General features: G+C 44.0%; 20 protein-coding genes and 2 pseudogenes. 15 read left to right on the top strand and 7 right to left on the bottom strand.

Annotated elements, in window-relative coordinates:
• The 7 genes from L8G48_RS04050 to L8G48_RS04020 form a co-directional block, all read left to right on the top strand.
• Positions 1-126 (top strand): peptide deformylase (locus tag L8G48_RS04050; RefSeq protein WP_248263337.1); only part of this gene is annotated, 126 nt, incomplete at its 5' end.
• Positions 127-259: 133 nt separating this feature from the next.
• A complete protein-coding gene (locus tag L8G48_RS04045) occupies positions 260-433 on the top strand; it encodes a hypothetical protein (RefSeq protein ID WP_248263316.1) in 174 nt (57 codons plus the stop codon).
• A gap of 24 nt (positions 434-457) precedes the next feature.
• The gene (locus L8G48_RS04040) at positions 458-808 is read left to right on the top strand and encodes a hypothetical protein (protein ID WP_248263315.1); all 351 of its coding nucleotides are present in this window, start codon (positions 458-460) and stop codon (positions 806-808) included.
• Positions 809-832: 24 nt separating this feature from the next.
• Positions 833-1,210: a hypothetical protein gene (locus L8G48_RS04035; protein WP_248263314.1), complete on the top strand. Its 378-nt coding sequence runs from the start codon at positions 833-835 to the stop codon at positions 1,208-1,210.
• A 32-nt stretch (positions 1,211-1,242) separates the two neighbouring features.
• Positions 1,243-1,683, top strand: a complete 441-nt coding sequence (locus L8G48_RS04030; protein WP_248263313.1) for a hypothetical protein — start codon at positions 1,243-1,245, stop codon at positions 1,681-1,683.
• A gap of 36 nt (positions 1,684-1,719) precedes the next feature.
• Positions 1,720-2,481 carry an IS5 family transposase gene (locus L8G48_RS04025; protein ID WP_248263312.1) on the top strand — a complete coding sequence of 254 codons (762 nt, stop codon included), beginning with the start codon at positions 1,720-1,722 and terminating at the stop codon, positions 2,479-2,481.
• A 7-nt stretch (positions 2,482-2,488) separates the two neighbouring features.
• Complete coding sequence (locus L8G48_RS04020; RefSeq protein WP_248263311.1) at positions 2,489-3,085, top strand: hypothetical protein; 597 nt, start codon at positions 2,489-2,491, stop codon at positions 3,083-3,085.
• A 194-nt stretch (positions 3,086-3,279) separates the two neighbouring features.
• On the opposite strand, the pseudogene L8G48_RS04015 reads toward L8G48_RS04020, so the two are convergent.
• Positions 3,280-3,711: pseudogene (locus tag L8G48_RS04015) on the bottom strand (IS110 family transposase); the annotation flags it as partial.
• Positions 3,712-3,914: 203 nt separating this feature from the next.
• Between L8G48_RS04015 and L8G48_RS04010 the strand changes: the two are divergent.
• Positions 3,915-4,232, top strand: a complete 318-nt coding sequence (locus L8G48_RS04010) for a hypothetical protein (RefSeq protein WP_248263310.1) — start codon at positions 3,915-3,917, stop codon at positions 4,230-4,232.
• Positions 4,233-4,312: 80 nt separating this feature from the next.
• On the opposite strand, the gene L8G48_RS04005 is transcribed toward L8G48_RS04010, so the two are convergent.
• The 4 genes from L8G48_RS04005 to L8G48_RS03990 form a co-directional block, all read right to left on the bottom strand.
• Positions 4,313-4,603, bottom strand: coding sequence for a type II toxin-antitoxin system RelE/ParE family toxin (locus L8G48_RS04005; RefSeq protein ID WP_248263309.1), 291 nt, complete (start codon positions 4,601-4,603; stop codon positions 4,313-4,315).
• Positions 4,596-4,817, bottom strand: a complete 222-nt coding sequence (locus L8G48_RS04000) for a TA system antitoxin ParD family protein (protein WP_151058737.1) — start codon at positions 4,815-4,817, stop codon at positions 4,596-4,598. Before L8G48_RS04000 ends, L8G48_RS04005 begins: the two co-directional genes overlap by 8 nt.
• Before the next feature lie 124 nt (positions 4,818-4,941).
• Complete coding sequence (locus L8G48_RS03995) at positions 4,942-5,241, bottom strand: type II toxin-antitoxin system RelE/ParE family toxin (RefSeq protein WP_248263308.1); 300 nt, start codon at positions 5,239-5,241, stop codon at positions 4,942-4,944.
• A complete protein-coding gene (locus tag L8G48_RS03990; RefSeq protein ID WP_248263307.1) occupies positions 5,238-5,480 on the bottom strand; it encodes a type II toxin-antitoxin system ParD family antitoxin in 243 nt (80 codons plus the stop codon). Before L8G48_RS03990 ends, L8G48_RS03995 begins: the two co-directional genes overlap by 4 nt.
• 389 nt (positions 5,481-5,869) lie before the next feature.
• Between L8G48_RS03990 and L8G48_RS03985 the strand changes: the two genes are divergently transcribed.
• Positions 5,870-6,088: a type II toxin-antitoxin system prevent-host-death family antitoxin gene (locus L8G48_RS03985; protein ID WP_248263306.1), complete on the top strand. Its 219-nt coding sequence runs from the start codon at positions 5,870-5,872 to the stop codon at positions 6,086-6,088.
• Positions 6,072-6,425 (top strand): hypothetical protein, encoded by a 354-nt coding sequence (locus L8G48_RS03980; protein ID WP_248263305.1) that lies wholly within the window; start codon positions 6,072-6,074, stop codon positions 6,423-6,425. The genes L8G48_RS03985 and L8G48_RS03980 overlap by 17 nt, the downstream gene beginning before the upstream one ends.
• A gap of 24 nt (positions 6,426-6,449) precedes the next feature.
• On the opposite strand, the gene L8G48_RS03975 is transcribed toward L8G48_RS03980, so the two are convergent.
• Positions 6,450-7,343: a ZIP family metal transporter gene (locus L8G48_RS03975; RefSeq protein ID WP_248263304.1), complete on the bottom strand. Its 894-nt coding sequence runs from the start codon at positions 7,341-7,343 to the stop codon at positions 6,450-6,452.
• On the bottom strand, positions 7,340-7,948 hold the full coding sequence (locus L8G48_RS03970) for a superoxide dismutase (protein ID WP_248263303.1): 609 nt from the start codon (positions 7,946-7,948) through the stop codon (positions 7,340-7,342). Before L8G48_RS03970 ends, L8G48_RS03975 begins: the two co-directional genes overlap by 4 nt.
• Before the next feature lie 96 nt (positions 7,949-8,044).
• Here L8G48_RS03970 and L8G48_RS03965 point away from each other — a divergent pair, with 96 nt between their 5' ends.
• From L8G48_RS03965 to L8G48_RS03950, 5 genes and pseudogenes are all read left to right on the top strand, one after another.
• Positions 8,045-8,491 (top strand): DUF2753 family protein, encoded by a 447-nt coding sequence (locus L8G48_RS03965; RefSeq protein ID WP_248263302.1) that lies wholly within the window; start codon positions 8,045-8,047, stop codon positions 8,489-8,491.
• Positions 8,492-8,581: 90 nt separating this feature from the next.
• Positions 8,582-10,108, top strand: coding sequence for a PepSY-associated TM helix domain-containing protein (locus L8G48_RS03960; protein WP_248263301.1), 1,527 nt, complete (start codon positions 8,582-8,584; stop codon positions 10,106-10,108).
• Entirely contained in the window at positions 10,105-10,452 is a 348-nt protein-coding gene (locus L8G48_RS03955) for a hypothetical protein (RefSeq protein ID WP_248263300.1), read from the top strand. The genes L8G48_RS03960 and L8G48_RS03955 overlap by 4 nt, the downstream gene beginning before the upstream one ends.
• Positions 10,449-10,748 (top strand): DUF3325 family protein, encoded by a 300-nt coding sequence (locus tag L8G48_RS13585; protein WP_443986706.1) that lies wholly within the window; start codon positions 10,449-10,451, stop codon positions 10,746-10,748. The genes L8G48_RS03955 and L8G48_RS13585 overlap by 4 nt, the downstream gene beginning before the upstream one ends.
• 63 nt (positions 10,749-10,811) lie before the next feature.
• Positions 10,812-11,126, top strand: a pseudogene (locus tag L8G48_RS03950) (zinc-dependent peptidase); the annotation flags it as partial.
• Positions 11,127-11,178 lie beyond the last annotated feature (52 nt).

The following is an 11,178-nucleotide window of genomic DNA, read 5'->3' as shown; positions in this document are numbered from 1 at the left end:
ATGCAGCATGAAATTGATCATCTTTCTGGTAATTTATTCATTGATTATCTTTCACCGTTAAAGCGTCAAATGGCGATGAAAAAGGTGAAAAAGTACGTCAAATCGCACTCTCAACCACGCACATAACAAACGGTTAAAGAGGGATTCGCAACGCTCGGCATTTTTATTATGCGTTGATTTCAGTAGTTATGGTATTGTGCGGTGATTTGGTAGTTGCGTTGCTCACCCCTTAACCGGGCGTCAGCTATAGGGAGAATTAGTGGGAATATATAAGGCAGCAGCGGTTGCCACAATAATTGGAACTGTGATTGCAGCGGCTCAATTCTTGGAACTGAATGGCGATGGTACAACTGCGGAAACTCCAAAATTGAAGGAAAAAGCTAATGTAACACTCAGTCTCGATCTGCCTGAGTATTCGGCGGATAGAAACTGACTTCTCGCGATGTATGAGGCTTCGATGTCGCAGCCTTATTCTCAGAGTAAAAGTGAGTCTCTTGCCTCCTTGGTTAAAACTGCCTTATCTGTTGAAGATTTCAACATGGCGGTAATTGCAGCAGATAAAATTCCTTATGCAAGGAGCAAGGCCGATGCTTTCCATTTGGTTGTGGAAGAGGCTGTAAAAAATAAGTCATCTATTGGGTATGCTGTCGTAGCAGCAGACAAAATGCCCTATTCAAGCGATAAAAAATCCGCCTTGGATAAAATTATAAAGGCATTCGATGTTCTTTCGAAATCGGAGGCATCAGCTAACAAAGCGCTCAATGCTCAGACTGCGCCTGCTAGGATGCCGAAAGGCGGCGGCCATTAGCGCGGCGGTAAAAGGAGTTAAATTATGTTCTGGCAAGTATCTTTCTGGATACTGGTTGCATTAATCGTTCTGCCGCTTCCGTTCAAGGTCTTTGAGTATGTGTCTGGTAAGGATAAAAGCCCTAGGATCGTTAAAGTAGAAGAATTCTCCAACGCCATATTTATGGCATTGGGGTTAGTCGCTTTTCACGGTTTTATTACAGACACGGTTTATCTTACCCCTGCTTTCTGGCAGGGATGGTTAGTCATTGCCATAGTATGGTCTGTATTACCTAATTTTTGGTCACCTAAGTTAGCTTACGCTGCTGAGGTTATGGGTAAAAATAAAATGCGCGTAATGGCTGGAGCAAGCTGCATTTTGTATTTGCCGTTACTTTTAGCGGTGTACTTTTATGCATTTTAAACGTATCAATGTACATTATTCGGGGTCTATAGATGAGATTATTCAAGGCAAGCTTTGTTGGGTTCTTTTTGATTCTGCTACTAGCTTGTTCTGATAGCTCTCAACAAGCCGATCCAGACTTTACCCCCCAAAATACCCACAAAACCTTTTCTGAGCAAAATAGCCCTGTGGTATTTATAGACGAAGCGCACAATAATTTTTTAACTGTAAATGGACGGTATAGACCGTTTGCTCAAGTTCTTAAAAGTGATGGTTATACGGTAAAACCTAATAAAAGTCGTTTTTCATCAGACAGCCTGAGTAGTGCTGATATATTAGTTATTGCAAATGCACTGGATAAAAGCAGAAGGGACTGGAACCCTCCTTTTACTGAGGCTATAACCAATGAAGAAGTCTCAAATATTAAGAGATGGGTACTAAGGCGTGTTGATCTTTCGCGATTAGTTTTTGAGCGGCATGGTAAAGAGTTATAATTTGTTTCGCCAAAAATAAACTAACAACTCAATACCATGCCGAGACTAATGCTAACTGATAAGCGGTGGAAAAAGCTACTTCAAGTAATGAAGAGCACAGGCCGCATTTACAATAAAACAGAACACAGAATGACGTTTGAAGGGATATTATTCCGGCTGAGAACCGGAATTCCGTGGCGTGACTTGCCATCGGAATTTGGTGATTGGAGCGCGGTTTATCGCCGGTTCAATTTGTGGTCGAAGAAAGGTTTATTAAATATGTTATTCAATGAGTTAGCAAAACTATCTGATTACGATTGGGTCTTTGCTGACGGCTCTATTGTTAAAGCTCATCAGCATAGTACCGGAGCGGCTACCGTGGATAATGAGTGCATTGGAAAGAGCCGAGGTGGTAACTCTACAAAAATTCATTTAGTCGTGGATAGTGGCGGCCTTCCTATTTATTTTGAACTATCAGAAGGCCAGAGAAATGACATAGCTCGGGCTCAAAGTCTGGTAGACCATTTGAGGGAAGTAAACATTTTCGTAGGCGACAAAGGATACGATAGTGACGCATTGAGGAAATATGTTGAAGTCAAAGGAGGGACTTCAGTCATACCCAAACGTAATTATGGCCAGGATATAGACAAATGCAGTGTCGATTGGTGCCTGTATAAATATAGGCATTTAGTTGAAAATGCGTTCGCACGAATAAAACATTATCGTTCAATATCAACCAGGTATGAAAAGTTAGCGAGAAATTATGCCAGTATGGTGTCACTGGCATTTTCATTGATGTGGCTACCGATGTATTGCTGAACAAAATATGTACAGGAAAGATCAACACGCCCTAGAAGGTGGCTCGCTTTTTTTAGTTGCAGACCACACACCATTTCCTAAAGTCATTGAAAATTTAGCTAGTGAATTTGGCTTTGAATTTAGTAATGGTCATGTTGGCAATGCGGTGTTTTATGCCAAGAATAAAACGCTCGGTGAGCATGACATTACTCTTGGAACAGGTAAGGCAGGACAAAGCTTATATCTACCTTCCACTTTAGTTGGAATGACTGAAAGTGCGATTCAATCTAATCGTATAGAGCGGGTTAGAACATTTGGTGGTTCAGCTTTTAAAACGCCACCAGAAGCTACGTCACTATTAAAGCTAGGCAAGGGAGCTGTTTCTGTTGTTCCTGAAATACCTTTTCAAATAAATTCTGACACGCCTAGAATGTCTATGAACGGCTGGAGTCAGGGGGCTGTATTAGAGATTGGAAAGGGGCGGATAGCTGTGTTTGCTGAAGGCATGATGTTTTCGTCTCAACTAGATACTAAAACGAATAGAAAAATTGGTTTGGTATCTAAAGGTGCCGAACAAAATGAAAGGTTTTTATTGAATGTTATGGGTTGGTTAGCCGAGCGTTAGCTCACAAAGGAGAGTTTGGTGGAATCACCGTCGCTAAGTATGAAGTTCGAAAGTGCGAGTTAATCAAGCAAGAGTAAGAAATGAAATGCTTTGTTTATATCGCCACCAGCACTAAAGGAACCTCATGGAACAGTTTCAGAAAATTGACTCACTCGGGCTTTCCGACAAGCATTATAATTTGTGCAGAATACGCATTTCATCGCCGTTTCGCGCGCCCGGGATAAATCACGCACGGCTTCGTCCTCAGGCTCAGGTACATAAATCGGGGTGAGATCCTCTGACTTTAAAAGCTTTACCAACTTCAGCGCATCACGGCGGTCGGTTTTAACTCGCTCGCCCGGTTTTTTCGGAATAAGTGACGGCGCAACGACATAACAACAGTGCCCGAGGCTGGTGATGAACCGATAAATCCAGTAACCGCAGGGACCGGCTTCGTAAACCACATGCAACGTGGCGCCGGGGTATTTGGATTCAAACTGGCGTATCAGCTTTTTCAGGCTGACTTTAGACGACGGGATACGGCCATAGTGAGCGGGCACAGCTCCTCGTTGCTCTTCACAATAGGCGACTTCGTGAAACTCTTTATGAGTATCTAATCCGATAAAAATCATGCTATGTTTGTTCATGCTAGCCTCCAAATGATTGAGTTTTGAACAAACTAATTATGGCACTGGCTTTCAGCTAACCCAGGAAAATGCGGAGGCTAGCATTTGAGCAGGGAGTCATTGTGTCTATGTTCTTGGGAGAATCTGACAGTAAGCTATGAAACTTGAGAATATTGAATTACTTGAAGATGTGACTGAACGACAAATATTTGTGGACGAGATCAATGAGTAGTGGGCAAGACGCTGTTCACGATTGTGACGGCATGCCGAAGCACGGCGTATCGATTAGGCTGGATAAGAATCATGTAGGGCGTGAAAATTTCGTATGGTGCCTGTTTGTAGAAAGGCAAGCGACGGAAGACGATTTAGAAGAAAACCATCAACTTGAGGAGGTTGGTGAAACGATTTGGGTTACGGTTGTTGAGGTTGGGTTCTGCCCATATTGCGGGCAAGAGCTTGTCGTCGCTCCAGACAACAACGAGCCAACTGATTTCGGTCGCTTTACTCATATCGACTGCTCAGCGTGGACGAGCCGACGGTAAAATATAACAGGCCATGCACCGGATGCCAAAACCTCCGCTTCGCTGCGGTTCTGTCACCGGTGATGGCTGGCGTTACAACGTCATTTTGGTCGTTTGAGATCGCGGTAGAAGTTTTCGTGTGAGCCTAGGGCCATCAGTTCAAGGACAAGAGCGCCATCATCAAAACTGTAGCCGAGTAGAGTCAGTTGCTTGTTCATCTTGAACTTATGGACTCGCAGAAAGGCCAGGTCCCCTTTCTTTTGTTCTCCGATGTTGGGGTTGGCCATAAGCTCCTTCACGGCTAAATCAACGTCCTCTTTCTGGTTAGGCTTGACCTTTTTTACCGCTTTCTTGAATGTAGGGGTCTGTAATACAGTTGTGGCTTTAACCAAAATCGTAGGCCTCTAGCTTTCCGGCGTCCCGTTCTGCCTGCGCGATGATGGCCTGCCTTACAAACTCGTAGGGTAAATCGGGGTTATCTTCCATTATTTCGCCGATTTTTGCCCAATGTTCTATTTGCTTGGGCGGGGTTCGATTAAGCGCTTTGGCCATAATAGTTGCCTTTTCGATTAGGTTTTGATCTAAGCGAATGCTGTTCGTAGCCATTTGTACCTCCAGAGTTGGATTTTCTTGATTGTAGCAGCATGCTACAATTGATGCAAGTTGTAACAAGCGGCTGTTGTCGGACTGCTTTTCCGATGGCGCTACAAAGCAACCGCGCAGGGGGGCGTTACAGTTGTTTAAGTTGTAATTCAACATCCATGCTTTTATGAAGAATACGAACAATCAAAATTGAGTTATCTTTATTTTCATAAAATATGGTATGGCTTTTATGGCGGTGTTTTCTTAAGCCAGAGATTATGTAGCCACAAGGAGTGCCAGACATTGGGTTTTCTGCTAAAAAAAGGAAGGCTAGATCAAGTTCTTTTATGTAGGATCTTCGCTGCTCAGCATCCCATGTCTTTTGGGTATATGCCGCTATATTTTTTAAGTCTGCACGCGCTGCCCTTGAAACTAAAACTAAACTCATTTACCAAGTTCGTCATCAAGCTCAGCCATCAAACCGTCATAACTGTATTCGGCGGTACCGCTGGCTATACCTTCTTGTATAAGCGCGCGAAGTGTTTCAAGCTTTTGGTTATCCTCCTCAAGCTTACGCAGTCCGGCACGAATTACTTCACTAGCAGAGCCATAGCGTCCATCAGCTACCTGTCGTGCAATAAACTGATCAAAATGGTTACCCAAGCTAATACTTGTGTTTTTAGCCATACATCACCTCAAAATTACCAATATATATTATATTTTGGTATAAAAACTATAACAAGTCAAAGCTTTCATCGGGCAGGTTGTTTGAGCGTAAACCGCTAAGGGTGGGTCAATTTTACTTTACCGCTAAGTGGGTCAAAATTAGATTGCCGTTGACAGTCATGTTGTTACTCGATAAATAAAACACGCTCATAGTGAAGAAATAATGACTGTACCGACCGAAAATGAATACGACCAATTATTTGAAGGTATTCGCAACGAAGTTCGACAGGCTAAGACGCTGTAAACTCGGCTCTCTTGTTCAAGCGAAAAGTGGTCAGATTCAGTTTTCTAATTTCGCAAAATCTGCTATATTTTCAATCAGTCCTTAAAAAGTCTTTTTAAAGGTTGTTATGAAAACGGAAACGGTTACTTATTTAAAAGAAAATGCGAATTCCCTCGAGTTGCAAGAGGATTTGCTAGTCACAAAAAAAGGTAAGCCTGCGTATGTAGTGCAGTCTTATACTGATTATGAGTTTCAGCAGGAAACTATGGCTTTACTTAAACTGCTTAAATTGTCCGAAAAATCTTTAAGCAAGGAGGCTTTGAGTCTGGATGAAGCCTTCGAATAGCCGTTATGCTGTGGTTGCTTCGCCTCTATTCAGGTTATCACTGCAACGCTTTAAAGCTTTTTTAAAAGGTAAGTATTCAGAGTCTACAGCTTTAAAAACCGTAGAGGCAATAAAGTTTCGCATTCAAACAGAGTTGCCGGACAATCCTCAAATAGCTCCCATTAGCGAACGACTTTTTGATTTGGGACTAACAGATTATCGGCAATTGTTGATTGATGAACATAATCTGGTTCTTTATAAAGTGAACAAGATCGAAAGTAGAATCGAGTTATTATTGGTTATGGACTCCAGGCAGAGCATCCGAAAGCTTCTTTTTGAGATGAATCTGCTTGTTTGATAGCGCGTTAATGTAAGCTGAGCGCTAACTACCCAAAGCGGTATCCAGTACAAACATCAGCACAAAACCCAGCATAAGACCATTAGTAGCGGACATTTCATGCCCTTGTTTGTGTGATTCGGGAATCATCTCATGGCTGATAACAAACAGCATAGCACCGGCAGCCATTGCCAGCCCCCAGGGCAACACGGCGGAGTTGGTCAATGCAATGGCACCAATAACAGCCATTAGTGGTTCTACTAAGCCAGATAGCAAGCCGACCCCAATTGAGAGCTTACGACTGTAACCGGCAGCCAGTAAAGCCATAGCTACGACAAAGCCTTCTGGTATATCCTGAATAGAAATACCGGTTGCCAGAGTAGAGGCTCCAACGTTATCGTCGCCTGCATAAGCTACGCCTATGGCAAGCCCTTCAGGAATATTGTGCAGAATAATTGCAATGACAAACAACCAGCTGCGCTTTAATATCAGTGCCTGATGTCCTTCAGTCCCTTTAATAAAATGCTCATGCGGTACACTGCGCTCCAAAGCCATCATTAAAAAAGAGCCCAGAAGAATCGCAGCCGCTACTTTCAAAGGACCTTGCCAGGTAGTTTGTGCTGTTACTTCAAATAAATCTAACGCTGGTACAATGAGAGAAAAAATACTGGCTGCCAGCATGACGCCACCACCAAAACCCAACATGGCGGCATGTAAGCGAGTGGATAGCCCACGTGAAAACAGCGCGGGCAGGGTGCCTGCAGCGGTAGCCGCCGCAGCCACCATTCCGGCGTAAAACGCATAACGCACATGGTCGTGATGCTGCATTAGCAAAATGAGTTGCTGCAGACCATAGCCAACAGCCAAAACTAGAGCGCACCAACCGAGTAGCTTACTTCCTCGCCGCCAACCCGGTTGAATTAATGCCATCACTTTCATTTATGTTCCTCAAAACGCCTGGCAACTTCTGGCCAGTGGATCACTTTATAAAATGCTGCAATATAGTCTGCACGTTTATTCTGATATTTCAAATAGTAAGCGTGCTCCCATACATCAAGCCCGAGGATGGGAGTCTGCCCGTCCATTAAAGGACTATCTTGATTGGCTGTGCTGGTTATTTCAAGTTTTTCATTAGCATTAATAACTAACCAGGCCCAGCCGCTACCAAAGCGACTGACCGCTGCCTGGGTGAACTGTTCTTTGAAATTCTGAAAACCACCTATGTCGCTCTCAATAGCTTTAGCGAGTTTGCCTGTTGGCTCACTACCACCCTGAGGAGACATGACTTGCCAAAATAATGAGTGGTTTGCATGACCACCACCATGATTACGCACAGCAGGCTGCATATTACTAGGTATACTCTGAATCTGTCGTAACAGTTCAAATAAATCCCATTTTTCGTAATCACTGTCGGCCAGTGCCTGGTTCAGTCCGTTGACATAAGTTTGATGATGCCGCTGGTGATGAATTTCCATAGTCATCGCATCGACATAAGGCTCAAGTGCATCGTAAGCGTAGGGTAATGTGGGTAATTCAAATGACATAGTTTACTCCTTATAAAGGTGAAGTTAACGGCAATCATTATCATTTGCATTTAATTAAATTGCAAGGCATGCTGATGAATAAAACAGGAGGTCGTTATGGAACTTATTGAGAATTGGAAAACGTTACAACGTATCGGTAATTATGAGTTTGAACAGGGGCAATGGCAAAACGCCAGTCATTACTACATGAACAGTATTTTGCTGCTACGGCAACATTTAAGTGAAATTCTTGAACAGCAACATGAGGACGCTGGCGAGGTTATTATTTGCCTGTCAATTGCTGTACAGAATCTAGCTGATACATATTATCGGCAGAGTCGCCCGAACTGTTGCATTTCTCTGTTAAACCGTGCGTTACGCAATTTTCAGCAGTTGCAGAATAGGTTGTCGCCAGAGCATCCGGCGGCTGTAGCTTTGCTTCGAGAAGCCTGTCAGTTACGGCAGCTACTGTTTATGCACAGGGAGACAGATAACCCGACGATGACCGTTGGCGACACTGCCGTTTCTGGATATGACAAGCCAGCTTGTTCGCGGCTGCATTAATGCGCTTTCTAATGCAAATGATAATGGTTTTTATTACTGTGTTTTTTGTGATTTAATACGGCTCTGTCAAAAATAAGAAACACCATTATTATGAAAACACGATTCAGAGATAGTATGACCTGGCTCCATACGTGGGCTGGTTTAGTGGTGGGCTGGATTTTATTTGCGGTCTTTCTGACCGGAACATTAGCCTATTTTCAACTCGAAATTACTCAATGGATGCTGCCCGAAGTAAAGCAGAACGCCACCCCTGAAAAGGCGGTTGCACAAGCGCAACGTTATCTTGAAGAACATGCCCCAGACTCTTCAGGCTGGTCCATTACTTTGCCGGATGAACGCTCCACTACCACTAGAGTTATTTGGCGTGATCCTAACGCCAGCAGCGGCCGTGGTTTTGATTACGCCGTTCTTGATGGTAACGGCAGTAAAATTGAGCAGCGCCAGACTCGCGGCGGAAACTTTTTTTATCGCTTTCACTTCGACTTACATTATATGCCGACTATTGTGGCCCGATGGCTGGTTGGTCTTTGCGCCATGCTTATGTTGATAGCAATTGTTACCGGCGTTGTTATACATAAAAAAATATTTAAAGATTTTTTCACCTTTCAACCGGGCAAAGGGCCGCGTAGTTGGCTGGACGGACATACCATCACCTCGGTGCTGGCTTTACCTTTTCATTTTATGATCACCTACACCGGTTTGGTGACATTAATGATGATGTACATGTCCTCGGCGGTATCGTTAAGTTATGGTGACAGGGGCGAATTTTCTAACGCCATACAGTCCCAGCCACCTGCGTTACAGGCAAGTGGCGAGAGTGCAGCTTTAACTGACTTGCAGGATCTTTACTTTAAGGCACGAGAAGCCATAAACGGTAATCCAATTCGTTTGGCCCGTATTAGTAATCCCGGTGATGAGAATGCCACCATTCGTTTTCTCGAAGCGCCTACCCAATCGCTCATGTCTGACTATACGACACTGACTTATTCAGCCGTCAGTGGCGAGCAGTTGCATGCCCAGCCTGTTGAAAATAGCGCAGAACTGACACGACGCACCATGATAGGCCTGCATGCCGGGCGTTTCGCCGACACACAACTGCGCTGGTTGTACTTCTTTTCGGGAATTCTGGGCACATTGATGATAGCCAGTGGTTTAGTGCTATGGTTTGAAAAGCGAAAGAAAAAACTGCAAGCCGCAGGCGGTCTTTCTTTTGGTCATTACTTAGTCAGCGGGCTAAACGCTGGTTTTATTATGGGGCTGCCACTTGCCGTTGCCGTTTACTTCCTTAGTAACCGGTTGCTTTCTGTCAGTGCAGATAATCGTGCGGAACTGGAAATAGGCTGCTTCTTTTTTGCCTGGCTGTTCATGATTGTTTATCCGTTGCTTCGCGGTGCAAAACATACATGGAGAGATGGCGCATTAATCAATGGTGTGGCTTATCTCAGTTTACCCTTCGTTAGTTTTGCCACGGTATCGAGCCATTTGGCAAGTTACCAGTACCCTCGCGACTGGCCCTTGTTTGGCATGGACATCAGCTTTTGGGTTATGGCCATCTTCTTTTTAGGACTGACCCGATACTTATTCCGAAAGGAAGATAAAAAGGAGAGTGCAAAATGATATTTGGAAAAAAGGAAGCCAATGCACCGACCCGGCTGGAGATAACCTACCGCATTATGCTGGCGACTTTCGGCGGGTTTATTTTTACTCTCATTGTTACGGTTTTTACACCTGAGCTGTTTTTATGGCTTTTCGGCTGGAACAAAGCGACAAGCTTGTTGTGGATGATGTTGCTGAGCTTTGGTGTCTACTGTGGGTTAGTTATGTGGATTATAGCCACTCGAAAACTACTGAAAACAAGCCTTATACTGTTGGTTTTTGGAATTGCCTTGTCTATTGGCTTTACGCAGCTGCAAACTCACAATTCGGGTCAGTTAGCAGCGCCCAGTGAGGTGACATCATGATATCCGTCATTATTTGGTTGCTTAGTTTGGTGGGTTTTTGGCTATTGTGTATTGTGACAGCCCGTCACCGTAAGCTATTTTATTTGAAACCTTTAAGCCAACGTGCAGAGCAAAGTTATAAAATCACCGGTTTTATCCTGCTCAGTATTGCTCTAGTCTGTACAAGCTTAATGCCCAATCCGATAGACGGAATACTGGCATGGTTTGGTATTCTAACCTTTGCTTCACTGTTTATTTCTGCGCTAATAGCCTTACGGAAACAGCGTGTCCAAGCTCGTAAAAGCTGCAGGCAGTAGTGTAACGAAGGAAGTCGATTTTGGCAGTCGGTATGTCACACTGGACCTTATACTCGCAATGGCAAAGCCAGCAATGTTGTGATTCATGAGTTTGCTCATAAACTGGATATGCTGCGTGACGGTGCTAACGGCGCACCGCCAATACATCCCGATATGCGACCGGGTGAATGGCATGATATTTTTTCCGCCGCCTGGAACCGGCTGAAAAATGACTTACATACCCATCAACCCTTGCCAATAGATGGCTATTCGCTGACCAATCTCGCCGAGTTCTTTGCGGTTTGCAGCGAAACGTTTTTTGAAGCGCCAAAAAACATGAAAGAACACATGCCTGAGGTTTATCGGTTATTGTGTCAGTTCTACCGTCAACAACCATAATAACTAAAACATCCAGCAAAGCCATATATTAGAAGGGCGAGGACACTATTAG

It is taken from the genome of Idiomarina aminovorans, assembly GCF_023155095.1.
GTDB classification, from domain to species: domain Bacteria; phylum Pseudomonadota; class Gammaproteobacteria; order Enterobacterales; family Alteromonadaceae; genus Idiomarina; species Idiomarina aminovorans.
The sequence above is the reverse complement of the archived record's forward strand: the minus strand, read 5'-3'. Positions and strand labels throughout refer to the sequence as shown.

Bases quoted from the DNA above. Each gene is read 5' to 3' on its own strand.
- L8G48_RS04040 (WP_248263315.1), top strand. From the start codon at position 458: ATGTCGCAGCCTTATTCTCAGAGTAAAAGTGAGTCTCTTGCCTCCTTG.
- L8G48_RS04035 (WP_248263314.1), top strand. From the start codon at position 833: ATGTTCTGGCAAGTATCTTTCTGGATACTGGTTGCATTAATCGTTCTG.
- L8G48_RS04030 (WP_248263313.1), top strand. From the start codon at position 1,243: ATGAGATTATTCAAGGCAAGCTTTGTTGGGTTCTTTTTGATTCTGCTA.
- L8G48_RS04025 (WP_248263312.1), top strand. From the start codon at position 1,720: ATGCCGAGACTAATGCTAACTGATAAGCGGTGGAAAAAGCTACTTCAA.
- L8G48_RS04020 (WP_248263311.1), top strand. From the start codon at position 2,489: ATGTACAGGAAAGATCAACACGCCCTAGAAGGTGGCTCGCTTTTTTTA.
- L8G48_RS04010 (WP_248263310.1), top strand. From the start codon at position 3,915: ATGAGTAGTGGGCAAGACGCTGTTCACGATTGTGACGGCATGCCGAAG.
- L8G48_RS04000 (WP_151058737.1), bottom strand. From the start codon at position 4,817: ATGGCTACGAACAGCATTCGCTTAGATCAAAACCTAATCGAAAAGGCA.
- L8G48_RS03995 (WP_248263308.1), bottom strand. From the start codon at position 5,241: ATGAGTTTAGTTTTAGTTTCAAGGGCAGCGCGTGCAGACTTAAAAAAT.
- L8G48_RS03990 (WP_248263307.1), bottom strand. From the start codon at position 5,480: ATGGCTAAAAACACAAGTATTAGCTTGGGTAACCATTTTGATCAGTTT.
- L8G48_RS03985 (WP_248263306.1), top strand. From the start codon at position 5,870: ATGAAAACGGAAACGGTTACTTATTTAAAAGAAAATGCGAATTCCCTC.
- L8G48_RS03980 (WP_248263305.1), top strand. From the start codon at position 6,072: ATGAAGCCTTCGAATAGCCGTTATGCTGTGGTTGCTTCGCCTCTATTC.
- L8G48_RS03975 (WP_248263304.1), bottom strand. From the start codon at position 7,343: ATGAAAGTGATGGCATTAATTCAACCGGGTTGGCGGCGAGGAAGTAAG.
- L8G48_RS03970 (WP_248263303.1), bottom strand. From the start codon at position 7,948: ATGTCATTTGAATTACCCACATTACCCTACGCTTACGATGCACTTGAG.
- L8G48_RS03965 (WP_248263302.1), top strand. From the start codon at position 8,045: ATGGAACTTATTGAGAATTGGAAAACGTTACAACGTATCGGTAATTAT.
- L8G48_RS03960 (WP_248263301.1), top strand. From the start codon at position 8,582: ATGAAAACACGATTCAGAGATAGTATGACCTGGCTCCATACGTGGGCT.
- L8G48_RS03955 (WP_248263300.1), top strand. From the start codon at position 10,105: ATGATATTTGGAAAAAAGGAAGCCAATGCACCGACCCGGCTGGAGATA.
- L8G48_RS13585 (WP_443986706.1), top strand. From the start codon at position 10,449: ATGATATCCGTCATTATTTGGTTGCTTAGTTTGGTGGGTTTTTGGCTA.